General features: G+C 42.8%; 19 protein-coding genes, 1 tRNA gene and 1 other RNA gene. 6 read left to right on the top strand and 15 right to left on the bottom strand.

The window, feature by feature from the left end:
• Positions 1–20: 20 nt before the first annotated feature.
• The 3 genes from hsdR to R7Z78_RS03515 all read right to left on the bottom strand — a co-directional run bounded on the left by hsdR (position 21) and on the right by R7Z78_RS03515 (position 4,516).
• The gene (gene hsdR / locus R7Z78_RS03525) at positions 21–2,468 is read right to left on the bottom strand and encodes an EcoAI/FtnUII family type I restriction enzme subunit R (RefSeq protein ID WP_169644454.1); all 2,448 of its coding nucleotides are present in this window, start codon (positions 2,466–2,468) and stop codon (positions 21–23) included.
• Positions 2,469–2,591: 123 nt separating this feature from the next.
• Positions 2,592–3,977, bottom strand: coding sequence for a DEAD/DEAH box helicase (locus R7Z78_RS03520; protein ID WP_169644453.1), 1,386 nt, complete (start codon positions 3,975–3,977; stop codon positions 2,592–2,594).
• On the bottom strand, positions 3,971–4,516 hold the full coding sequence (locus R7Z78_RS03515; RefSeq protein WP_049535808.1) for a hypothetical protein: 546 nt from the start codon (positions 4,514–4,516) through the stop codon (positions 3,971–3,973). The genes R7Z78_RS03520 and R7Z78_RS03515 overlap by 7 nt, the downstream gene beginning before the upstream one ends.
• Before the next feature lie 101 nt (positions 4,517–4,617).
• Here R7Z78_RS03515 and R7Z78_RS03510 point away from each other — a divergent pair, with 101 nt between their 5' ends.
• Complete coding sequence (locus R7Z78_RS03510) at positions 4,618–4,926, top strand: helix-turn-helix domain-containing protein (protein ID WP_045419487.1); 309 nt, start codon at positions 4,618–4,620, stop codon at positions 4,924–4,926.
• A gap of 19 nt (positions 4,927–4,945) precedes the next feature.
• Here R7Z78_RS03510 and R7Z78_RS03505 read toward each other — a convergent pair whose 3' ends face one another.
• The 6 genes from R7Z78_RS03505 to R7Z78_RS03480 all read right to left on the bottom strand — a co-directional run bounded on the left by R7Z78_RS03505 (position 4,946) and on the right by R7Z78_RS03480 (position 11,730).
• Entirely contained in the window at positions 4,946–5,929 is a 984-nt protein-coding gene (locus R7Z78_RS03505) for a TniB family NTP-binding protein (protein WP_038875871.1), read from the bottom strand.
• 2 nt (positions 5,930–5,931) lie between these two features.
• Positions 5,932–7,848, bottom strand: coding sequence for an integrase catalytic domain-containing protein (locus R7Z78_RS03500; RefSeq protein WP_169644452.1), 1,917 nt, complete (start codon positions 7,846–7,848; stop codon positions 5,932–5,934).
• 1 nt (position 7,849) lies between these two features.
• Positions 7,850–8,476 (bottom strand): TnsA endonuclease N-terminal domain-containing protein, encoded by a 627-nt coding sequence (locus R7Z78_RS03495; protein WP_169644450.1) that lies wholly within the window; start codon positions 8,474–8,476, stop codon positions 7,850–7,852.
• Positions 8,477–8,596: 120 nt separating this feature from the next.
• Positions 8,597–8,693: signal recognition particle sRNA small type (gene ffs, locus R7Z78_RS03490), an RNA gene on the bottom strand.
• A gap of 137 nt (positions 8,694–8,830) precedes the next feature.
• The gene (locus R7Z78_RS03485; RefSeq protein WP_104975980.1) at positions 8,831–10,834 is read right to left on the bottom strand and encodes a GGDEF domain-containing protein; all 2,004 of its coding nucleotides are present in this window, start codon (positions 10,832–10,834) and stop codon (positions 8,831–8,833) included.
• A gap of 152 nt (positions 10,835–10,986) precedes the next feature.
• Entirely contained in the window at positions 10,987–11,730 is a 744-nt protein-coding gene (locus R7Z78_RS03480) for a hypothetical protein (protein WP_005389942.1), read from the bottom strand.
• A gap of 257 nt (positions 11,731–11,987) precedes the next feature.
• On the opposite strand from R7Z78_RS03480, the gene R7Z78_RS03475 reads away from it, so the two are divergent.
• Positions 11,988–12,290 (top strand): DNA base-flipping protein, encoded by a 303-nt coding sequence (locus tag R7Z78_RS03475; protein ID WP_005378570.1) that lies wholly within the window; start codon positions 11,988–11,990, stop codon positions 12,288–12,290.
• 30 nt (positions 12,291–12,320) lie between these two features.
• On the opposite strand, the gene R7Z78_RS03470 is transcribed toward R7Z78_RS03475, so the two are convergent.
• Complete coding sequence (locus R7Z78_RS03470; protein WP_005378572.1) at positions 12,321–12,755, bottom strand: YbaY family lipoprotein; 435 nt, start codon at positions 12,753–12,755, stop codon at positions 12,321–12,323.
• 240 nt (positions 12,756–12,995) lie between these two features.
• On the opposite strand from R7Z78_RS03470, the gene tesB reads away from it, so the two are divergent.
• Entirely contained in the window at positions 12,996–13,856 is an 861-nt protein-coding gene (gene tesB / locus R7Z78_RS03465; RefSeq protein ID WP_005378575.1) for an acyl-CoA thioesterase II, read from the top strand.
• 68 nt (positions 13,857–13,924) lie between these two features.
• Here the strand turns inward: tesB and R7Z78_RS03460 are convergent, their stop codons facing one another.
• Positions 13,925–16,966: a D-Tyr-tRNAtyr deacylase gene (locus tag R7Z78_RS03460; protein WP_104975979.1), complete on the bottom strand. Its 3,042-nt coding sequence runs from the start codon at positions 16,964–16,966 to the stop codon at positions 13,925–13,927.
• 456 nt (positions 16,967–17,422) lie between these two features.
• Positions 17,423–17,887 (bottom strand): Lrp/AsnC family transcriptional regulator, encoded by a 465-nt coding sequence (locus R7Z78_RS03455; protein WP_053307491.1) that lies wholly within the window; start codon positions 17,885–17,887, stop codon positions 17,423–17,425.
• Positions 17,888–18,025: 138 nt separating this feature from the next.
• Here R7Z78_RS03455 and R7Z78_RS03450 point away from each other — a divergent pair, with 138 nt between their 5' ends.
• Positions 18,026–19,120 (top strand): PLP-dependent cysteine synthase family protein, encoded by a 1,095-nt coding sequence (locus R7Z78_RS03450; protein WP_005389952.1) that lies wholly within the window; start codon positions 18,026–18,028, stop codon positions 19,118–19,120.
• A gap of 61 nt (positions 19,121–19,181) precedes the next feature.
• Here the strand turns inward: R7Z78_RS03450 and R7Z78_RS03445 are convergent, their stop codons facing one another.
• Positions 19,182–19,499 carry a DUF1244 domain-containing protein gene (locus tag R7Z78_RS03445; protein ID WP_005378586.1) on the bottom strand — a complete coding sequence of 106 codons (318 nt, stop codon included), beginning with the start codon at positions 19,497–19,499 and terminating at the stop codon, positions 19,182–19,184.
• 214 nt (positions 19,500–19,713) lie between these two features.
• Here R7Z78_RS03445 and R7Z78_RS03440 point away from each other — a divergent pair, with 214 nt between their 5' ends.
• Positions 19,714–20,289: a porin family protein gene (locus R7Z78_RS03440; RefSeq protein ID WP_169644449.1), complete on the top strand. Its 576-nt coding sequence runs from the start codon at positions 19,714–19,716 to the stop codon at positions 20,287–20,289.
• 80 nt (positions 20,290–20,369) lie between these two features.
• Here R7Z78_RS03440 and vmeF read toward each other — a convergent pair whose 3' ends face one another.
• Positions 20,370–23,483, bottom strand: a complete 3,114-nt coding sequence (vmeF, locus tag R7Z78_RS03435; RefSeq protein WP_104975978.1) for a multidrug efflux RND transporter permease subunit VmeF — start codon at positions 23,481–23,483, stop codon at positions 20,370–20,372.
• Positions 23,483–24,577 carry an efflux RND transporter periplasmic adaptor subunit gene (locus R7Z78_RS03430; protein ID WP_005378593.1) on the bottom strand — a complete coding sequence of 365 codons (1,095 nt, stop codon included), beginning with the start codon at positions 24,575–24,577 and terminating at the stop codon, positions 23,483–23,485. Before R7Z78_RS03430 ends, vmeF begins: the two co-directional genes overlap by 1 nt.
• Before the next feature lie 292 nt (positions 24,578–24,869).
• Here R7Z78_RS03430 and R7Z78_RS03425 point away from each other — a divergent pair.
• Positions 24,870–24,936, top strand: a tRNA-Tyr gene (locus R7Z78_RS03425).

The following is a 24,936-nucleotide window of genomic DNA, read 5'->3' as shown; positions in this document are numbered from 1 at the left end:
TATTATTGTTTGGTTAGTTGCTAAGCAGATTTGTAGATTGCGTCTTCTAGCTCTTTCACAGCAGCAAGGTACTTAGGTTTTCCACCAAAACCTTTTTTAACGATTTCACTCATGCTGCCTAATTCGTTGAAGGGTGCTACTTTCAACACTGTAATATTTTCAACCTCGCTAACACCGCTGTCAGCGTATTTATCTAAAAGTCTATCTAACACTTGTTGCGCGGTTTCACCGTACTTAGTGAAGTAGTTACGCTTTTTCACGTTCTCCGCTCGCTCTTTTCGAGTCAATGGCGGTTGGTCATATACAACGTGACAAATCATATCAAATGGGTCCATGTCTTTGCCCACTTCGTCTTCTAGCGCTTCCCATAGAATACCGGCTTCTGCTAGCTCATCGATAATGGCTTGCTTGCGGTCAGATTCGTTCCAACGTTTGGTGAAGTCATCTAATGAAGAGAACTGCTTCACCATAGTTTTACGGGTGTAGTCTTTAAATGACTCGGTTACAAGCTTACCGTCTGAATCATAATATTGAACACGTTCAGCAAGGGCTTTTACTGGAACGCCATTCACATGGAATTTTCGAACTCGATTCTCATCATCCCAATCGTCTGCACCGCCTGTACTTTCAGGGGAGTTACCAAAACCATCACCATAGGTGGTCTCTGGTTCTTGAATTGAATCGGGGTCAATGTCTTCATCACCGAATGGGTTGTCAACATCGATATCATCAACGCCGTCGATGATGTCATCTAAGTCGTCTTGATCTTCAAACTGCTCAGGAGTCGTGACCTTCACACGTTCTGGTGTTCCGTCGAAACGTTCGTCAGCGAACAATTCGGTCGCTTTTTTAAAATCTAAGATAGTGAACCAAAGCTTGCCATAGCGATCATCAATACGAGTACCGCGACCAATGATCTGCTTAAACTTGGTCATTGATTGAATACCTTGATCAAGCACCACTAGCTTACAGGTTTTTGCATCAACACCCGTCGTCATTAGCTCCGATGTAGTCGCTATCACAGGGTACTTCTTTTTGGGGTTAATGAAGTTATCTAGCTGAGCTTTACCGAACTCATCATCACCCGTAATCTTCATTACGTATTTATCGTTCTTCTTAACCTGTTCAGGATTCAGGTTTACTAACGCACGACGCATACGCTCTGCATGATCGATATCGTTACAGAATACGATGGTTTTGGCCATTGGGTCAGTGCGTGTTAGATAATTGGTAATGGTTTGTGCGACAAGTTCGGTTCGCTCATCAATGACCATAGTGCGATCAAAATCTTTTTGGTTGTAGATTCGGTCCTCAATTACTTCGCCATTTTTATCGGTTTGCCCTTTGGTGGGTCGCCAACCTTGAACATCCACATCAATATCGACACGAACGACCTTATATGGAGCTAAGAATCCATCCTCAATACCTTCTTTAAGAGAATAGGTATAAACCGGATCGCCAAAGTACTCGATGTTAGAAACTTCATCTGTCTCTTTTGGTGTAGCCGTTAAACCGACTTGAGTCGCGCTGCTAAAGTATTCAAGAATTTCACGCCAAGCGCTGTCTTCTGAAGCACTACCACGGTGGCACTCATCAATAATGATTAAGTCAAAGAAGTTAGGGTCTACTTGCTTGTAGGCTTTCTGTTCTTCTTCTGACCCAGTAAGTGCTTGATAAAGGGCTAGATGAACTTCAAAAGCAGGATCGACTTTACGGCCTGTAATCTTGGTCATTGCCGTACCAAAAGGCTGAAAATCATTCGTTTTGGTTTGATCGACAAGAATATTTCGGTCAGCTAAGAACAGAATCCGTTTCTTAGCCTTTGCTTTCCAGAGGCGCCAAATTATCTGGAATGCCGTGTAGGTTTTACCCGTACCTGTCGCCATGACTAACAAGATTCGGTCTTGACCTGATGCTACCGCTTCAACCGTTTTGTTAATCGCTTGAAGTTGGTAATAACGAGGTGACTTACCACTACCATCATCGTAATAGTCTTGTGTAATAATTGGTAAGTGCTCTTCTTTATAACCTTTCCAAACACAGTATTTATGCCAAAGCTCTTCAGGTGACGGGAAATCCTCTAGACGAATTTCAGATTCTAATTGAGCGGGATTAGTTAAATCTCTGAAGATGAAGCCATCACCATTCGAAGCAAAAACGAATGGCACCTCTAACAACCCTGCGTAGACCATACCTTGTTGCATGCCTTTACCAACTTCGTGTTTATTGGCTTTTGCCTCAATCACTGCGAGCGGCATACTAGGTTTATGATAAAGAACGATATCGGCTGATTTTACTTTCTGACGGGCAGCAGCTTGGCCACGAACAATCACCTTACCGTCTCGCAATTTCACTTCTTGGCGAATTTGGGTCATATCATCCCAACCAGAACCTTTAATGGCAGGTAAGATGAACTTGGTGATGATGTCTGTTTCAGAAAGCTTAGACTTGGAGAACTTTTCGACCATACGACTTTGATTCCATACTGAATTGCGATGGATTATATAACAAAGTTCATATGATTGAAGAATAAGAACGCAACAATAGTGTGGTTAACAAGTAATTCGATCACAAATTGCAGACTTGGGAGGTTAAACATAATCAAAGGCTGCTATCACCCGTTCTCGAAAAGCCCCAAGCTTTATGCGTTCTGATTCTTCAATCGCTAAAAAATCTCTATTCGCTTTTTCTATAAAAGTATCTGTAGCCCACTCAATTTGTAGAAAATCATTTGTTCGTGGTTCAGAGGTAATGCACTTCTCTTCAAAAGAGGAGTTTACGCAAGTTGGAATTTCTGACCTTTCAATTTCAAGAAACGTACAAGATTCTGGAATATCTTCTTCTACACGCTCTGCGAACTTGACCAAACTTTCTTCAGCGAAGGTATACAACCATGCTTCTTGGTTGGGTGAATCATTAACTCTCAATATCCTTCCAAGGACTTGCCTAAAGTAAAGTTCCGTTTTGACCGAACTCATATGGCAGCAAACCTGCAACCGAGGGATATCCGTGCCTTCACTGATCATTCCAACACTGACTATCCACTGAACATTCGAGTGACGAAAAGACTCAATTTCATTTAACGGATTATCATGATGATAAGTCACGATGCATGCTGATTGATGAAAGCGCTCAATCAGTCGCTTTTGAATATGTTTAGCGTGCTTGATAGAAGCAGCGACGACTAAACCACCTGCATTTGGGGACTCTTGCCTTATTTGGGCTAGCTTTTGGCAACCACTATTCAATATGTAGTTCATAGCGTCTTCATTGTGAATGACGCTTTGATAAGAAACATCGGATTCTTTAAGGCATTCCAAAATGGAAGCAAAATGCTGATTACTATTACCAGTCTGGATACTCAAATGCTCGTTGTCTATCAAGGCAATTTTAGGTTGGCGACATACCCCATCAACAACTGCCTGTTGCAAGCCATATTGATAATCACAAATGAGCATACCATCAGGGTCGGAATACTCGGCCATAACTATCGGTAACCGATCAGAGCGCCAAGGAGTACCCGACAGCGCTAATGTGTAACGGGCAAAACCTTGGATCTTACTGACAATTTCTAACCCCCATGAATTTGACCTACCCTCATCATCAAACGAGCAATGGTGGATCTCATCAAATACGACTAGTACCCGATATTTACTGACGGTGTTCCAGAAGTTTTCACCTAAAAAACGGATGGATTGATAGGTATAAGACCCACCTAAAGAGCCCAGGCCTCCATTAAAGGAACATTCCAGTTTCCATGAAAAGGTCTTTTTCATCCCTTCAGCGACCGAAAGTGATGGTGAGAAACAGAGAACTAAGTCAATCATACCTTCTTGAAAAAGACGCTTAGCAACCTCTGCTGCCATAACGGTTTTACCAGCACCAGGAGTGGCTTGACAGAAAAAATGTGGGCGTCGATTTGATGAAAACTTATTGATAGCCAGCTCTACGCACTCAGCTTGCCATGTTCTTAACATTGGGAAGCCTTGCTTTGGGCTACTTGCATCCAGTTGGTTAGTGCATTGATTTTGCCCAATAGCTTAGCTGATCGCTCTCTCGCTGCATTGAATAACGGTTCCATATCATGCTTGTTGTTTGGAAAACGCGTTAACAAAGATTGGTATTCCTCAATCTCGCCCAGAGTAATCGCTAACTCACCTTCATGTTGTTTTTTCTCTTGTTCTAGTGCATTTAGAGAGAACTCCGGAGTTTGAACAGTTATTGAATCAACTTTAGCTTTCTTATTTCTAGCTGCTCGAGGCTCAATTGTAAGCGCTTTAAATTCATTAGTTTGATGGTAACGCTTGCCTCTGCGAGTCCCAATGACAGAAAGCCAGCCTTTCTCCTCAAGTGATAGAAGTTGCTTATAAACATACTTTCGAGCTTCGTCACTGCTCGTAAAGGTTGAAGTACTATTTAACAAAGCATCCCTAGCTTCTATAACAGAGAAATCATCCATCCCTTTTTCAATCAATAGGTTAAACATATCAGGGTTAATTCTGGTTACTTTCTTCATTTGACTCTTGCACGCAATAAAAACTTAGGATTGCTAAGTATACAAAAATCAGTAAAACTTAGACAATCTAAGTTATCTAAAGGTTGAAAAGAAATGTGTAAGTGCAGAAAGACAACCCCATCCCAGCGAGGCTCAAAGCTGCGCGTAAAAAAGCCAAGATCACCCAAAAAGATTTAGGGGTGAAAATCGGCATGGAACCAAGTTCTGCTAGTGGGCGAATGAACCATTATGAGAAAGGTAGACACGTACCAGATATTGGTACACTCGAACGTATGGCTGAAGAGTTAGATGTTCCCTTGAACTATTTTTTCTGTAGGAACGAATTGAGTGCTGAACTGGCGTGTGCCATTGATAAGATGAGTGATGAAGAGAAGGCGGTGTTGCTAGAAAAACTGACACCATCTAGTTAACTCTGAGTAAGGTGCTTCACTAACCAATAAGTTGCTGTATCGATAGTTTGCTAAAAACCTGCTTTACAAAACGAAGTTCACCAGTCTCGGCATCAGTTACATAATTTTCATAAGAAGCTATTTGCTCTATGGTTAGAGCATCTATCTGCACAGTGAAAGGATTTATATCATTCGGATCGTTAATTTTCTCGTAAACAGCAGCAAAGTCTTCCTCACCAATATAGTCCTTATTTTTCGCCAAAGCGACGTCTAGTGCGGCTGCAATTAACTCTTTAATTTCACCAAGTATACCTTTGCTTGCTGATAACAGTCTCATTGCGAAATCGACGTCGGTCAACGGCACCTTGAATGGTAAAGGCACCGTCTTTTCCAGAGCTTGTAAAACATCTAAATAGTTATCAATTGCGGACTCATCTGTGATCTTAATGTAAGGGAGTGTGCGTCGAACCATAATTCGCCTGTTCCACTGAGAGTCCTCTAAAATTAGTCCGGCACTATGAAGTCCTACAAACACTATCGGCAAATGACACTCATCACTAATCATTTTGAGGCGATCTCTAATATCCTGCCTCTGGTTATGACTGGTTCGTTCAAACAACTCTTGACACTCCTCAATCACTAATAACTTAAGCCCAACTCTTTTCGATGTCTCAATCACACAATCCGTTAATCCAATCTCTGAAGGCTTAGCTCTGCTATTTCTGTAAGCGCCAAGCTCTTTGGCCATCCATAGTAAAGTCTCAAGTAACGAGGGTCTTACACGAGTAATAAGGACTTCATTCCTTGATAAGTTTTTCTCGATAAAGTGATTAATAGTGGCGGTTTTACCTGCACCGGTGCCTGCTGTCAGAAGCATCGATGGCGCAAAAGTGCCAAACTTCCTGCGTTTAATTATCCATTCGAGTCCAGAGAGAACTTTTTCAACCTCTGGGTAAATTGAAAATGAGTCATGATAGTTTGCTAAAACTTCGTCTCTATTTAAATTCCTTCTCGCTGCTGTCACAACTATTTCCTTAGATTTCTGCGCTCGTCCCATTTAGCTCTGAAGCTCTCTAGCGGTGTTCTATCCGAGCTTTTTTCTGACTCTGCGACCTTTTTGTTTGGTTTAGCTGTTCTGTCACTTAGTTTGGAATGAGGGGTGTCGCTATTAACACTCGATATTTCTGCAACTTTCTTGGTAGATTTCGCCTTTCGTTTTCGCTCAGTTTGAGTTAACTGCATTAAGTCTGCTTGTTCTGATTCGATTCGGTCATGCAGTGCAAGTCGAGCTTTTGCTAATGACAGCACATCCATTTCCCCCTTTATATAGGTTCTATGAGCCGCCAAAATCTTTTCATGTTCGCAAACGCTCAATCTGACGGTGTAACCCATTGGGTCCTTACTCGGAACCTTCACGTACCCTTGAAGTTCATCGAGGTAAACATAAATAGCGGATAAATCATCTGGATCTACTTTTATTTTCTTTTTTGAAGACTCGTTTGTTTGGGGGTATGTTTTTCGATAATCAGACAGCGCCACACAGTCATATTCTAAGTGCATGAACTTAATGCCTTTATCTGTCAGTTTTCTATACTGAAGAATCCCCATAACTACCCTAAATGCTTGCTCTTGCTCGGGTAAGAGTTTTAGTGGTGATAAAGCGTCATAGCTTTGTTTCCAATAAAGGTTTGGTATTCTTTTATAACGACTATCAGCATTAGCATTGTGCACGTCTACTATCCAACGGTGAAACTCCTCTACAAAGGTACTAAAGCGCATAACTGCATCTTTTTCTGGCTTATAGTCTTCTTTTTCCAGCACGTTGGAGAATGTTTTACCCGGCACCCAACCGACAATCCCTTGAACAATTTCACCAAACTTACGCTCAACAAATGGCTTTAACCATGGTTTCCGAACCTTGTTATAAACGACATTTATCCCGACCTCCAAACATGCATCCTCCCAGCTTTTTGACCAAAACTCCGCGCCGTTATCGACTACCAAGTTCTCGATTTTCCCTTCGCAAAGCCACTCATTGTTGAATGAAATAGGCATTTCAGAAATGTAGCTCTTACTTTTTGTCGCATGAATAACGGCTCTCGATGCCGACACATAACTAGGAGCCTTAAAGCCAAGATGAAAGCCTATTATGCACCCACTAAAAACATCCACGAGTAGTGTCAAATGCGCTCTACCTAATGGGACCATTAGATCATCATGCAATAAAATTAAATCCAACGGGGTGTGATCCATTTCGACTCGCTCCAAAATTCGAGTCGGCATTTCTACAGATTGGTAATAGTTAAAGAGCTTATCTGCGTAGTATTTACCATGGCGAGCTAGCGCGACGCTGTATGGCTCTTCTTTACGAATACGCTTCTTAAATGCTTCATATGAGACTTTCGGGATTCTTCCGGCGACAATGGCCTCATTAGCTACGGTTATCCTATCGCAGTAGAAGGCGTGTGCTGCGCGAATCGACTGTCGCCTTGCGTCTAAAAACATCTTCAGGGCTTCATCATAATATTTTTCATCACCAACAACTCTGGCATCTCTGTTACCTTTGAGGTGGTTTTTATCGACTAAGCTAGTAAAACTTCCATCCGAGTCGACAAACGAATTATGCCAACGTTGCAGTGATTTATAGCTTGGTTTTTTGGTAAGGCGTGTTTTGTCGAAGTGTTTTTCAATTAGAGGAGTAAGGTTTTTAGAGGTCCAACCTCCATTAAGTTCATTCGCAACTAAGCACAACAATTTGTACCTTTCTAGAGCTTTGTTCTTCTGTTCCTCTGGATAAGAAGAGAGGTCTCGCTCAATGATTTGTGTTGACTGTAATCTCGAGTACTTTAGACGTTCTGTCTGAGCTGCGGGCAAAAACTCATGCTTTAGATCAGAATCTTCGTCGTACTCAGGCTCAAACTCGTCATGGAATCGGCCTACCATTTCATCTCACCGAAACAGTTGTACTTTCACTCAACTGAGCGATGTCTAAATCAACATCAGCTTTTCCTACTGCAATAAGTCTTAAAACAGAAGCGAACACCCGACCAACAGACTCTCCGATTGAGTCTGCTAGATCACTAATTTTCATAGTGTTCTGTGCGATCAGATAGGAATATACTTTTATTGCAAGCTCATCGCCTGCGATACACCCACTATAGCGGTGCACAAGCTCAGTATTCTTGAGAAAGTACCCATCTCTAATTTGCTTGTCAGTCACTAAAACAAGACTAACCCCTCTTCGGTTGGCGGCCTCTTTACGAGCAGAAAATTCTTGTTTAAATGTTTTTGATAATGTCTTCTTGTGTGGCTTAACTTCGATATATTCGAAGGTGCCGTCGTGGTAGGTAACTAGAAAATCGGGTGTGTAAGGGCGCTTCTTTCCATTGAAGTCATAGTAGAAACCCTCTGGCTGAGATTCGTACCGAACTACATCTGGATCATACTCGAAATGATAGCAACAGTCTTTCTCCAAACTACCCTCACACATAACAGCGTCTCGGTTTTTTAGACTCGAGAACTTAAAGATGTTCTTATTAGGTGACGGTTTGCGAAGATTACGGATATACATATGCGTCCCTTTTGTTGTAAAAAAACAACCAAAGTAAGCTTAGGACACTTTATGGATTTTAAAAGGACAGATTATGGTTTTATTGGGACAGGTTATCGTTTTAACGACATCAAAAGGGTGGGACCCCAGCCACATCCCGGCACACAAGTCACACGCTGCGGCTGCTTCCTTCCGGACCTGACCGAGTTCACGAGCTATTGTTGCGAGAGGACCAGAGCCCCATAATTCTTTTCGAGAGGTCTTGCCTCAATCGATGGGGCGATTATTCAGTATCAGCTCTCATAATGCAAGAGCAAAAACCTTGAATTTCATCATTTCATTACCGTTTGGACAAAACTCGATCAATTCATTCCTTTATGATGAAACCGTACAGTCACGATAAGAGGAGTCGTGCCGTGAGGACTGCTTACTAATGTACATGTCTTCATCAGCCAAATGCATCGCTTGCTCTAAGCTCATGTGCCGTTCCCTTTTTGCAGAGAAACCAATAGAGATACTTATAGACTCCAAATCACTATATAATTTGCCTTTCACGTCTATTCTACTGAGCTCTCTCATTGCTCTAGTTAACTCGGCTTGCGTAGGATAACCCAGCAATATGAACTCATCCCCTCCAATTCGATAACATCTTCCCGACCAGACATAATGAATTTTTAGTGCCAGTAGTTGTAAAACTTCGTCCCCAGCGCGATGCCCATAAGTGTCATTGATTCGTTTGAAATGATTAATGTCTAAGTAAAGTATGGATAGATCTTTGTTTACTCCTTTTCGATACTTTACTTGCAACGCACGACGGTTCCTTAACCCTGTTAAGTTGTCAGTGTTCGATTGACGGTAAAGATAAAGCGAAACACAAATAGCAAACAATAATACAAAGATAAACACAGCTTGTGTTTGCGTCGCTAATCGAATCTCATATTCAAGTGCGGTACGCCAATCTGGGCGTACATCGTACTGAGCAATGATCTTATCAACTTCTAACATCGCTATCGCTCGACTGAAGAAAGGCGCAAGCATGGCTCCTTTTTCATTCGCGACCAATCCAACAGAGAGTTGTGACTCATAAAACTCGCCAATAGCGGTATCCTGCTCTATCGGAACCAATTCACTGAGACGTAAAAAATGATTGAGCATCGCCGTATCCATCGGAATGTAATCGACTTCTTCATTTAATAGCCCCTGAATGAGCTCTTGTTGAGTACGATAACGTTTGAGTTCTTTTAGCGGTAACAGTTGCGTCATCATTTGATCGAAAAAGTCATCCTTAACTACGCCAATCCGCTCAGATATCAACTGTGAAACATGAGAGTATGTGCTCGGTTTGTAACCTAAACGCTTGACCATCACCGATGCTGGCGCGTAATGGGGCTTTGGAAAGTAGCTAAATGCGCGCCGCTCACGGCTGACCGTTAACGGCGCCAAAATTTCGAAATTACCTTGGATAAACTCATGATACATAGAACCCCAGCTTTCACCAGGCTCACTAATGATCAAGCAGTTTAAAGCCAAGATCTCACAGCTTCTCACGACTACATCAGCCGTCATCCCTTCGACACGACCATCTGCGTTGTATACAACATATGGAAAGATAGATTCGAGCTTAATCCGTATTGGTTCATTAAAATCAAGGGGCAATAAACGAATAGAATCACGCAACGCTGCTCGCCTTAATTCAAATTGATACTGGGAAATTTCTTCGCGAAGCTGCTTTTGCACCGCTTCCCCGTGAATAAACGTAGCGAACGTGTCCAACTCTTCAAGATGATGATCTTTTTTACTGATGATGGATACGGGCTTTATCGAAATCTGATCATTGAGCATCTTGGCGTCAAACCCCTCCATCAGCATCGGCTTGAGCTGGTTAATGGCATCGACAACGCCATCCACAGCACCTGAACGTAGCAGTGTTACTGCTTGTTCGTGACCTTGATAAGAGATCTGTTCTAGCTCAGGGTAGTGTTGTTTAAGTAATTGGGCATAAACTGTATCTTTGGGGACGCCAACACGCGAAATGTCACTCAACGTCGAATCTTTTAAACCAAAGAGGTAGGTATATTCGATATTTGTTGGGCGGGAATAACTAAAACGTTGAGCACGTTCTTGTGTGTAAGTGATATTCGCAGCAAAGTCCGCTTCCCCATTCGCTACTGAATTTAGAATGGCATCAAAGCTGGAGTAGTTCACGTATTGAACGGTAAAGCCAAACTCCTCTGAAGCAGCATTGAAAAGAACACGAGTGACGACATCATCCGCTTCAGTCGCGACTTTATAATGAGCAATTAAAGGGGCTTCGGCTTTTACATTCAAACTCAAGAGGCAACATGCAAAAAGCAACAGTGTTCGAGCAAAAGTTGTCATGACAAACTTATCTTAAATCAACCACTTATATTGTGGTTATTATTATTGGAAGTGTAGTAAATATGAAATGAAGAACATATACTAATCTCCATTTTGTTCCACAACCAATTCGATACTCTGCCGCACATGTCACTTTTTACCTGACTAAAAACTCATAATTCAGCCTGTTCATCGCTACTACGTAAAATATAGTCAGTCATCCAAGCTGTCCCTAACAAACAGATCCAAACCACGAAAACAGGGTTTGGCACATCCGTGGTCGGGCTGACGACCAAGGCGGCAAAACCCACAGTCGGCAATGTCCAACATAATAATTTGCTCCAACGAATGGTATGTTGAAGCTTCGCAAGTGCTTCCATTGACGCTAACATTCCCGTCAAACTTAACGCCATAAGAACGGCGTACGGTAGGCCTGCAATCCACAAAGGGAGCAACAAAAACAACGGCCACCAGCTGTGTTTATTGGATGGCGTCCAATGCGCAGCCGACCACCACATCGCCATAACAGCAATGGTTTGAACCACTGTAACCCAAGCAGACCCATCCAGCTTACCGCCTTGCTGTGTGACCATAAGACCAACTTGCAGTGTAAGTACAATAAGACCAGCGGTGAGCAACACACCTAAAGAGCTTCTACGAGAAAATACCACCATTAAAAGTGGGAAAAGGATCAAAACACCAACCGACAAAGCAATTGGCTGCATTGAGAGTGTCGCACCAAAAGCCATCATCGCGCCCAGTAATACTAAGCCAGCGAACCCACCTTGTGGCAAAACCCACAGCGCGGGGATCATAAGTGCAAGAACGGGAATGTCCCCCTCGCTCAAACTCATCGCCCGAACGCAGACAACAGCGAGTAAGGTCGTAACGAAAAATTGAAGTGTCGATAAAATCATAGCGCCTCCTGGCTTCCCCACCTACTTGGTAACTCAACGGCAAAAACTGGGATTGAAAGTCGTTGAGAGGGTCTAGATTCAAGCTTAGCTTGCGTTTGCTTCATGCTGTTTAAGGCTCATCAACCAACGACACTAAAGAACAGAAAATGTAATTCTTCAAAGTGAGTCGCTGGCAACACAAGGGTTAAGAACCGTTAGCAATATACAAGTCCAATGGTTTACCATTCCTTAGTAATCCAAAATAGACACTTTTGAGTATGGACCAATTTTTAGCGCAAATCTTTGCTGTAATTCACCAAATTCCAAAAGGAAAAGTCTCCACCTATGGGGAAATTGCCAAAATGGCCGGTTATCCGGGCTATGCGAGACATGTTGGTAAAGCACTGGGCAACTTACCAGAAGGCAGTAAACTCCCCTGGTTTAGAGTGGTAAATAGCCAAGGAAAAATATCTTTAAAAGGCAGAGACTTAGAGCGACAAAAAAAGAAATTAGAAGCAGAAGGGATTGAAGTATCGGAAGTTGGCAAAACTTCACTTAAAAAATACAAATGGCAGCCTTAAGCTGCCATTTTTTGTTCTCAGTGCGTCGTATTAACGTGTTCCAACTAGACGAATATCTAATTGGTGAGTTTGTGCTTCATCTGTAATAACACCGTTATGTGTGTCGCTGATAAAACGCAGCTTTCCATCTACCTCAATGCGAGCACGAACGCTGTAACGATGGTTTGGTTTGATTTCATTGCTGTCGTAACTCAACTCAAAAGAAAGAGGAACTTGCTTACCTTCTGTTTCGAATGTCTGTTTCGCCAACACTTTTGCTGGCGCATCCGCCAAGGACACATCTTCTAACGCAATAGTAACCACTGCGTTTGGTGGCAAGGCAATCCGCTCGCGATAAGCCACTGTACCTGTAATCGTCTTCATTGACGCTTCTGTAGATTCCATTTCTGTATTTTGAGAAGTTTGGCAACCCACTAACGCAGCCCCAAAGAGTAGAGAAGTAACAAGTAGTAGTGTTTTTTTCATATATTCCTCGAAAAGAGCATTAAACCGAAGCAATTATAGGTGTGGAATATAAAACTGTCTGCTTCCTGTCACTTTATTTGACAATAGTTTGACTGAGTTAGAATTTATCAAACAATTGATTTTGTTTCATAATTGGAACAATACTATTTCTAAGTTACTCAATAGTTCTTAACTATGCCACTTCACAAGAGTGAGGCTGTTGAGGTAACTTGGAATGAAAGACAACGGTGAGGAGACACAATGAGTAAACCACTACGAGAATTGCTCAGCCTACTACAACTCGAAAAATTAGAAGAAGGCTTGTTTCGTGGCCAAAGTGAAAACCTAGGTTTGCCTCAAGTTTATGGCGGTCAAGTAATTGGGCAAGCGCTTTCTGCTGCGCGCTACACCGTTGAAGAAACACGCACGGTACACTCCTTCCATAGCTATTTTTTGTACCCTGGCGATCCAGAAAAACCTATTATTTATGATGTAGAAAATCTGAGAGATGGCCGTAGCTTTAGCACTAGACGCGTAAAAGCAATTCAAAATGGACGCCCTATTTTTTACCTAACCGCATCCTACCATGGCGATCAACCTGGGTTTGATCATCAAAAAGAAATGCCAGATATCCCTGGTCCAGAAAACTTTGCCTCAGAGAGTGAGCTCGCAAGCCATATTGCAGAATTTCTACCCAAACGCTTACGCAAAACATTTTGCGGGGAAAAGCCAATCGAAACTCGCCCCGTTACGGTTATCAACCCTTTGAAGCCCAAAAAAGCAGAACCCAAACAGTACCTTTGGATTCGTGCTAATGGTGAAATGCCAGAGAATCAGCTAATTCACCAGTACCTTCTGGCCTACGCATCCGATTGGGGATTCCTTGTGACAGCAATGCATCCACATGAAGTCTCATTAATGACGCCTAACTTTCAAGTGGCCACCATTGACCACTCTATCTGGTTCCATCGTCCGTTTAAGATGGATGAATGGCTTCTATATGCGATAGAGAGCCCAACGGCGAGCAATACTCGTGGGTTGGTCCGAGGCGAAATATACAACCAGCAAGGTCACTTAGTGGCGACCGCCGTGCAAGAAGGGGTGATGCGCTACACGAAATAGCTCGTGTTCGTTACACGAAAAAAGGAGTGCTGTTCCGCACTCCTTTTTTAATGGGTATCAAACGATGATTAATTTGGTTGATACTTCATGTTAACAACCGACCATTCGTAAAGTGATTTCGGGTAACCATATTCGCCTTTCCCGTAAATGACATTTGGGTCGGCATAGAATCCACCTTTATTCGTTGCTAAAAATTCACGAACCCCACGACGGTAAGTAATCACAGGTGCTACTAACTCATACTCTACCTTTTCCATCTTCGAGTCATCAATTACTAAGAACCGAGTCATACGAATCGTGCTGCCGTTGGTGCAGTACCCTGGGTCATCATAGTCAATTGCTTCAAAAGGCTTGAGATCATCTTCGAACAGCTCTGATGTACATCCATCAAATCGAGCTAAGTGTACCCACGCTCCTTTTATTAGAGTTTGGTCATCGTTACCCACCGGCTTGAATGCAAGTAGTGCAATCTTACCTTTGCCGTATAGTTTCAATTCTTCGTCCGTTGGCTCACGCACTGAACGAACGTTCATCAAACCAAACTCACTTTCTTCTAAGTTAGAAAACTCACGTGCATTTAGCGTGCTAAACAATACTGTTTGTTCAGTTTCAAGCAATGTATATTGATCCGCAACACCTTCATCTGCAAAGCTTAGATACAGCTGGACTTTCTTACTTTCCAACGCTTTGTAATCTCGAGATTCTCCTTCAGAAACGTCGAGAGAAATCCAACGTCTTTTTACTGGCGGGAGGTCAAGTAACGTCAGCTCTTCCTTATCAACATCTAATGAAGCGACTCCTTTAATTGTTGAGCTGGATATTTGATAGCTGCGGTTTCCTATTGGTGTACCAAAGTCTAGCTTAACCTTTTTAAATGGTTCAAATTCCACCTTCATTGTAGAAGCACTTAAACCAGGGTGATTCGCTTTGTTAATAGTGCCATTTACGACGATTGTTTTAGCTTTGTAGTTGCGTCCAGTAAGAGTAACCTCTACTTGGTACTCGCCTGCGTGCAAAATCTTCAAACGCCCCGTATCAGGGGAAACTAGCTCGACCACAGGATCTTTTTGGTTAATAAGACGGTAACTTGCCTTCGCAGTCCCACCACTCATCACTGGTGAGATAACACTACCAGCGGAGAATTCTACCGTTGGGTAAGTAACCGATACAGGGTTTGTGCCTTGTTTAATCGTGACCGAGAAGCTACTTTCACCCGGATCCACTTTGTCGTCCCCCGCATCCGAAACAATAATTTTTGTGCTACCCGCGTTAAGAATTTGCATGGCACCCGTTTGGCTGTTTAAGGAAACTACATCTGTTGCTGCGTTATCTGCAAATCGGTACGTAACTTCCCCAACCGTACCAGAGATTTTCGGCGCAACAAATGTTTGGCCAACCTTCCAAATCTCTTCCACATCGGATTGAACTTCAATTCGGCTCGGCGCACTCAAAATTGTCACGTAGACTTTTTGATCAGGACCAACAGTATAATTCGCGCTCTCTTTTCTGCGCACAGTTAGCGTCGCTTTACCCGCTTTATACACATGGAGACGTCCTTCACTAAAACCACCGACAACATCTGGTGCGGTGTTATCTACAATCTCAATTTGCTCGTCAGCACTCAAACCAAAATCACGATGAAGATCAAAACTGTATTTGTTGCTGTATACAACGTCATAATCGTGCGTTGCCATGGGTTGGCCTTCAGCCTTTGCAACTTTAATGACGACATTAAATTGAATAGGTTGGTAGAACTCCCCACCATCGTCTTCAAACTTAAGGTCGTACTCACCCGCAGTCACTACCTCCAACTTGCCGTCAGTCATTCGTAAGCCATTAGGTAAGCTGCTAACTAGATTTACGTTACCTTTTTGCCCTTTAAACGCCAGAGGGATTGAAAGATTTGGTTGATAGGTAAGCGGCATTTCAATGTCTTTTATAACGGGATGAGGCGCGCGATTAACTTCAAGATCAAAACGAGTTTTGCTTGCAGGATAATTACGCATGTCATGCTCGTAAATTTCCACTTCAGCAGCACCAACACCTTTGATCAGTAATGCTTCACCATTTTCAGTTTTAGCGACAACGTCTTCACCACGAATGATTCTCAGCTCATAGTCACCGTAGGCGTTCGTCACCTTAGGGAAAATTCGTCCACCTTCCTCATAAGTTGTGACAATATCCGCTGCGCTGATTTCTTGACGCATGCCTTGTTTTATATCCACAAAAAATTGCGCTGTTTGCTGTTTATCTAGAAACGCGTCGCTGTAAGTTGCAGTCGCTTCAACCGTTAATCGCCCAACATTATGAACAAGAAGCAAACCCGTTTCAGGGTCTAGCAACTCGGCCACCTTGCTGTCTGGTACGCTATTTATGATTTTGTAAGAAATACGTTGCGTTTGAGCTTTATCTAAACGCACTGGTTCTAACGTCAACCCTTCTCGATACTCGTCTTCAAGCAAAGCGAACTGTAATTGCCCCGGAGCTACTGCATGCAGTTTAACCGTAGCGCGAACTTGTTTCGGCAAGTAAAAGTCGTTACCTGAATCGGTAATCAGCACCGATGCCTGACCAACTGAACCTAATGAATATAACGAACCGTTCTCATCAACACGAATCAAGTTATGACCACTTTCTACCTCATAACTCAGTTCGCCTTTTTGGCCACGGACGATCAACGCTTTTCCTTCTGACTCAATCGCATTGAAATTCAGATCACTCACTGAAAGTTCAGTATTGATGCCTCGCTCTACAGTGACAGAAAATCTTGCTTCAGAAGATTCATAAGCAGAGCTACTATCTGTAGCAAGAATAGTCGCCGTTCCTGGGCGCAGAATTTGTAGTATTCCTGAGTCATTAATTTTCACGACATTTGGCGGATTAGAGTCAATGACTTGGTAAGATACCGACCCATGTACATTGCTCAGTTTTGCTTCAGTAACCGTTCCCACTCCTTCAAACTTCAACACCGTGTCTTCCACTTTTAATTGCGGACGGTTCTGCTTTGTTACCGTAGTTGGTGTCTTCGTATTGTTCGGCTTAGAGTCTCCCCCACCGCCACAGCCAGCGAGTAAAGCTGCGAGAAAAAGCAAATAGTAATTTCTGTTCATTTTTAGTAATACTTTGTTACATACAAGATGGGGCGATAATAATACGATGTTTTATTAATCACTATCCCCATTTTTGAGTACTTTATTACTTAAGTAATTGCTACTGTATTAATCCTAAAAACAAATACTCAAAAATAGCGACCAAATTACATGAAAACACAAAAAGCAAACGTTTAAATCAAACTCTTCCATTAATTTAGTAAAAATTAATATTCAATAAAATAAAACATGAAAAAGAAAGAGAAAAAATTGCGTTATTTTTTCTTTCATTATGATGTATAGGACTAATGGACTGTAAAAACAAATGGTTAATGAAAAATAGAAGAGAGAATAAATATCGTTTATATTTATAAAAATCTGGTAGGAAATAGTTTTAAAAGCATAATCAAACTACCTTTTAACATTTAAAATACTAAAAGGTAGAATTAACATTAGATAGAATTCTTATAGGGCGAGTTATTTTAGGATTGGTAACTCTGTTGTGTATTTAATGGACTCCATAGCAAATGTTGAAGTCACATTAGATAGCCCTTTTACACTATTAACTAACCGCTTATAGAATTCGTCAAAACACTTCATATCTTTGACTAGTACTTTCATCATGTAGTCATACTCGCCAGCCATACGATAAAACTCCATTACCTCAGGAAAGTCACTCACAGTTGTAACAAAATGGTGATACCAACCTTCGGAATGATCAATCGTTTTTAACTGAACAAATGCAATGAAAGATAGCTCGAGCTTTTCTGCACTTAACAACGCCACGCGTTTTTCGATGTAGCCCTCTTCTTCCAACCTTTTCAAACGCTTCCAACATGGCGTCGTTGTCAGATTTACCTGCTCTGCTAACTCATTTAATGACAAGGTGCTGTCGGTTTGTAACAACGCAAGCAGCTGTTTATCGACCCGATCCAAACTCATCCTATAAAACCCACGAAGTGTAGAAAACTTTTCTATCAAAATAGTCATTACCGGCAACTATAGCAAAGTTTTTCTCTCGTATTATAGGTAAATTATTCCCATCTAATGCTTATCTATCGATTTCCAAGGAGAGACGCCATGTGTACTGACCACAACTGGATCAACAATGCAGTGCGTAAAATTGAAGCAGACTTTCAACGTTCTGCTGATACTCATTTATTTAAACTTGAACTGCCTTCTCTTGATGGTATCGATATCTACCTAAAAGATGAGAGCACGCATCCAACAGGCTCTCTTAAGCATCGATTGGCGCGCTCATTGTTTCTTTATGCTATTTGTAATGGATGGATTGGTCCTGAAACCACTGTAATCGAGGCATCCTCAGGCAGCACTGCCGTTTCGGAAGCGTATTTTGCGCGTTTACTTGGCTTACCGTTCATTGCCGTCATGCCGAAAACCACTGCACGTAAAAAGATCGAACAAATTGAATTTTACGGTGGTAAAGCGCACCTTGTTGAACGATCAGATCAGATTTATGACGAGTCTCGACGCTTGGCTCAAGAACTAAATGGTCACTACATGGACCAGTTTACTTATGCTGAACGCGCTACTGACTGGCGCGGTAACAACAACATCGCGAACTCTATCTTTAGCCAAATGGAGTTAGAAGATCACCCGATTCCTAGCTGGGTAGTGATGAGTCCTGGAACAGGCGGCACATCAGCAACCATTGGCCGTTTTATTCGTTACCAAAAATACGACACTAAGCTTTGCGTGGTAGACCCTGAAAACTCAGTGTTTTACGATGCTTTCCAGTCAGGAAATCACTCATTGAAAGGCGATACTGGCAGCAAAATTGAAGGTATCGGGCGACCACGTGTCGAACCAAGTTTTATTGCTGGTGTCATTGATGAAATGCGCAAAATTCCAGACGCAGCCAGTGTGGCAACCGCCCATTGGGTATCTCAGCTGATTGGGCGTAAAGTCGGCGCATCAACAGGCACCAATCTTTACGGTGTGCTGCAATTGGCTTGTGAGATGAAACAACGCGGTGAGAAGGGTTCTATCGTGACGCTTCTATGTGATTCTGGAGAGCGTTACCTAGATACGTATTATGACTTAACATGGGTAAAAGAGAACATCGGCGATATTCAACCTTACTTAGCTCAACTCGAAGTCATTCAAGCAAAAGGTTGCGTTGAGCCAGCTTGTTGCGGCTCAACTAACGCTTAACGTGCAAACTGGACTTTAAAAAACAGCCCAACTTCATGTGGGCTGTTTTTATCGCTGGGTTTTACTTTTTCTGGCGCGCTTCAAACGCAGCCAATTGTTCTGGCGTTGCCGCTGGTTGATGATTTTGTTTCCATTCATCGTAAGTCATGCCGTAAACACGTTCGCGAGCGTCATCAATATCTAAATCCAAACCGAGATTTTCAGCCTCAGATTTATACCATTTGCTAAAGCAGTTGCGACAGAAGCCCGCAAGGATCATCAGGTCGATGTTTTGTACGTCTTTGTTAGCATCTAAATGCGCCAATAAACGGCGAAATGTCGCCGCGTCTAACTTATCTTGTTCTTCTTGAGTCAAGTTTTTGTATTTGAATTCAGCCACTTTCCTTTCCTTCTCTCTTATTTAGCTAGCTTTCGTCACCATATCTAGTTAGTCGGTAGTCATGAGTAAGAAGTATGCTTTAGCGCAACAATTCCCATTCTAAAATCACTACCTTTGATAAAAGCTGATATGATAATTACCATCCATCCTATTGATTAAATTAACATTTAAACAAATCATTACAACGGTCTTTTACCAAGGTTATCGTCTAGTTATGAAAAACGCCATTCTATTATTGTCTGCCTTGACCATTAGCGTGCCAACTTTAGCTGCTCAAGAACAAGCTCATCAATCTTATTTTTATCTGGGTACTGGTAACGTTGGTTTTGATACACCGTATTTCGGCTCGGATAGAGACAATGAGTGGTCAACACCACATATCACAGTTGGCTGGGGTTACCATATAAACCAATACCTCGCGTTTGAAGGGGTTCTGCGCTATTCACAAAATGAACTTAAGAACGATGCTCTAAAAACTGACTTAGATCTTCACTATTACCAAGCAGGTATGTCTGCTGTTGTAAAAAGTGATAACTTAGGCGATACGCCGCTGTCACTGTTTGGTCGCGTAACTGCGCTTGGCACTCAAGCTGAAATGTATGTTCCAAACGAACAAAAAGTCACAGATGATTCAGGCGCGCTATTCAACATCGGTGCTGGTGTCCATTGGGATATGAGCAAAGATATCTGGTTACGCGCAGAGTACATTTATAATGTCGCGGATATGGGTTTTGAAGATTTTTACGACAGCTACGAAGGTGTACAAATCAGCCTAGGGAAACGCTTCTAATCGAACGCTTCCGAGCTAACTTTAAACCGATAAAGAGAAGCCGAGGTTATTACCTCGGCTTTTATGTTTTAACGTTTGATTTAAGGGTGCGCTATACGGCCCTTCGTATCATGGCTAATTGCTTTGTTTAACTCTGCTTCTACATGACCTGGTGCTTGTGTTTTCGCCGAAATCAATCGGTACATTGCCGGGATAACAAACAAGGTCACCAATGTCGCAAACCCCATCCCGAAAAAGATTACCGTACCCACGGCAATACGGCTCTCATAACCCGCCCCTGTCGATACGATCAACGGAATTGCGCCAGCAAGTGTGGTAAACGCAGTCATCAAGATTGGACGTAGACGTCGCGCAGCTGCATCAATGATCGCTTTTTCAAACCCAACGCCACGATCACGTAGCTGATTGGCAAATTCTACGATCAAAATACCGTTTTTCGTCACCATACCAATCAACATGATCATGCCGATCTGGCTATAAATGTTCATACCTTGGCCCATAATAACTAAACCAAGGAAGCCACCAAATACACCCATCGGCACCGTAAACATGACCACTAACGGGTTTACGAAGCTTTCAAACTGAGCCGCCAACACGAGATACGCCACTAGCAGTGCCAATGCAAACACAACAGCAACACTCGCTTGGTTCTCTTTAAAGTCTTTCGACTCCCCCGAATAACTCACCGAAATGTCACCCGGTAAGTTGTCGATGGCTTCCTGGTCTAGGTAATCCAGCGCATCTCCTAATGTATAACCTTCCGACAGGTTGGCAGTAATAGTGATGGACTTCTGTTTGTTGTAGTGAGAAAGACGAATAGAGGCCGCCACTTCTTCAATTTTTGTGACCGCATCTAACGTCACTAGCTGACCGCTATTCGTGCGCAGATAAATCTGACTTAAATCTGCAGCATTATTAAAGCTATTTTCATCACCGCGAAGATACACATCGTACTCTTCGCCACGCTCAACATAAGTCGTTTCGCTTTTACCACCGAGCATGATTTCTAGGGTGTCAGAAATGTCTTGAACACTGACTCCTAGCTCTGCGGCACGCTGTCGGTCAACTGTAACCAATAACTCAGGCGTTTTTTCCGAGTAATCTATCTCTGCTCCTTCCATCATTGGTGATTCTTCTGCTTTGTTCTTTAGCATTTCAGCCCAAACAACGAGCTCATCGTAATCAGAGCCGCCTAATACGAACTGAACTGGCTCACTCGAACCACCTTGGAAACCTGGCATAAATGGGAACACTCGAACATCTGGGATACCTGCCAATTCTTTCCGTACTTTGTTAAGGGCTTGCTGAGCCGTGATATCACGTTCGTTCCAATCTTCTAGAATCATGATCACAAAGCCTGTCTGGTCTCCTGCCTGGCCACCAAACGCTGGCGTTTGGATACTGAATGACTTCAGATAACCTTGCCCTAGTAATGGCATCAATCGGTCTTCGACAATATCCATATTGGCTGACATACGATTGTATGACGTAGCATCTGCACCGCGCACAAACGCGAATATCACACCGCGATCTTCTTGTGGGGTCAGCTGGGCCGGTACCTGATTCATCAAGAAATAGCTACCGCCCAAACAAGCTAGAATCACCAGCGGAGCAGCCCAACGTACTTTCAATGCGCCTTTCAATAATGCGCGATAACCACTCTCAAGCTTGCTAAACAAGCGATCAACCGCTTCATTGAATCGATTTGGTTTTACATTCGCTTTCAAAATCTGACTACCTAATACAGGAGTCAGCGTCAGGGCAATCAAAGAGGAGAATATGACCGACATAGCCAGCAATACAGAAAACTCTGTAAATAGTAGACCTACCATGCCATCCATAAAGGAGATCGGTAAGAACACCATCACCAGCACTAATGTTGTTGCTATAACAGCAAAACCAACCTCTCTTGTGCCTTTATATGCGGCGAGTAATGGCGATTCACCGCGTTCAATATGGTGGAAGATATTCTCTACAACCACAATTGCGTCATCCACCACCAAACCAATCGATAATATCAACGCCATCAAGGTGATCAAGTTGATAGAAAACCCAAAGTAGTACGCGGCAATGAACGAAGAAATCAGAGAAACAGGAACCGTAACCGCAGGAATTAAGGTTGCACGAGCTTGGCCGATGAAAATGTACAACACCAAAATCACCAAGCCGCCTGTGATAAATAGCGTGCTGAACACCTCTTCGATTGAACGCTCGATAAATACTGTCGCGTCGTAATCTATCGCAAGGCGTGTACCTTCTGGTAAGAACTTCTGGATGTTATCGACTTCAGAACGAACCAGCTTAGCAACCTCTAACGGGTTTGCGTCTGACTGCGATACCACACCAAGACTGATGTTTACTACACCATCACTTTTGAAGGTTGAATTTTCGTTTTCTGCACCAATGAAGACATCTGCTACATCTTTTAAATAGATAGGTGTATTGTCGCTTGCGCGTTTAATGACAAGATATTGAAAATCTTCAGGCGTGTTATAAGTACGAGCCGTACGCACGGACATTACTGTTGAGTCGTTGCGAACTTCACCACCTGGGCTTTCTAGGTTCTCACTTCGCAAAGCTGATGTAATGTCCGAAGCTGTAACTGAACGTCCAGCCATTAGTTCTGGCTTAAGCTTCACGTACATGACCTTGTACAAACCACCGGAGAGATCAATGGAGCTAACCCCAGAGATCAGGCTAAAGCGGTCCATCAATACACGTTCGGCATAATCGGTTAATTGAGTACGGTCCATCTCTGCAGAACTGAGATTGATGTAGAGCGACGCCTCTCCCGAGCCATTGTTCTTATAAACAATAGGGTCATCCGCTTCATCAGGTAGCGAGCGCTGAGCACGAGCCACTGCATCACGCACGTCGCTCACACCTGTGTTGAGATCGTAACCTAACTCAAACGTGATCGTGATACGCGACATGCTGTTACGAGTAGTGGAGCTAATTTCATCAACTCCACTGATCCCAGAAAGCTGGTCTTCCAAAACGGAGGTAATTTGGCTTTCAATAATAGTCGCCGATGCACCCTCATAACGCGTACTGATAGAAACGACTGGGCTTTCTATATCAGGCATTTCACGAACGGCTAATTTGGTGAATGACACAAAGCCAAACACACACAACAGCATGCTCAGAACCAACGCCGCGACAGGGCGTTTAACTGAAACGTCGGACAGTAACATTAGTTTTCTTCCTCATCCGATTCACTGTCATTGCGTGTCACATCCGTGGTGTTCGCTTTTAGTGGCGCGACAATTTCTTTCACTTCGACACCATCACGCATGTTAACAATGCCTTGAACCACAATCTTGTCACCAATCTCAACACCAGATTCGATCACCACCTCGTTGCCAACACGAGCACCTAGCGACACTTCTTGACGAGTAGCTTTGTTATTTTCATCAATTACATATACAAAACGTTTAGTTCCGGAGTATTCAAGTGCTTGAACAGGAATGATTGGCGCCTTAATAGCAGGAAATGCTAGTGAAGCGTTCATCAACATGCCCGGCTTCAATTGATTTTCTGGGTTATCAAACTCAATACGCACGCGAAGATTCAGTGTTTCGGCACTGATCCGCGTATCAATACCTGTGACTTGACCAGTAAAGGTCTGGCTACCCCATGCACTGGTTTTAGCGATGACTTCCATACCAATAGAAAGCATCGATAAATAGCGCTCCGGTACTTGTAAATCCAGTTCCATGACGGAAAGATCATCCAACGTCAAAAGTTCAGTACCCGCACTGACCATTTTGCCGCGGCTAAAATCGATAAAACCAACAGTGCCAGAAAATGGGGCAGTAATATGGAGGTCAGCTAAATTGGCTTGAGCAGCATCAAGCCTCGCTTGTGCTATTTCAACACTGGCTTTTTGTGCATCGATTTCAGTTTGAGTAATCGCATTCCGCTTAACCAAACGTTGGAACTCTTTTAACTTACGCTGTTCATCTTTTAGATACGCCTTTGCCTCAATCAAAGCGGCTTGAGCCTTATCGTCATCTAACTTAATTAATAGCTGGTCTTGCTGGACATTTTGATTCGCTTTAACAGCGATTTGATTCACTTTGCCAGCGACTTCCGATGCGACAACCACAGACTCCGCTGCCTTTAATTTGCCGATAAGAGTTAAGGATTGATTGATCTCATGCGTTTCTACTTGTTCAGTCACAACAGTAACCGCTGAGCCTCCTCGCATCGCAGCGCAAACCGATGGAGAACTCAGTAATATAGAAAGCGTTAAAACAGATAACGATAACGTGGCTTTCATGCTCATGATATTGACTTCTAAACGAATAAACTTATGTCATTAAACTGCTTACAGTTTATCAGTAGATACGGTGTTTAACGTCAAGTAGTGTAAATTCAAGTAAAAAGCGCGCCTCTCTTCTGTTCAAAGGACAAACAAAACGCTGACTTTCTACCATCTTTGCCCAAAAAGACAGCATTCAACGTAAAAACGTAAGAAAAACGCTTTACAGCCTGAGCGAGTTTGCTATGATTCGCTCCGCACTTGGGAGATGAGTTGGGAAAACATCTTACTAAGTATAAAAATCCTCTGGAGGGGTTCCCGAGTGGCCAAAGGGAGCAGACTGTAAATCTGCCGGCACTGCCTTCGATGGTTCGAATCCGTCC

The sequence above is a fragment of the Vibrio sp. 1167 genome (assembly GCF_033340375.1).
In the GTDB taxonomy this organism is placed as follows: Bacteria; Pseudomonadota; Gammaproteobacteria; order Enterobacterales; family Vibrionaceae; genus Vibrio; species Vibrio alginolyticus.
The sequence above is the reverse complement of the archived record's forward strand: the minus strand, read 5'-3'. Positions and strand labels throughout refer to the sequence as shown.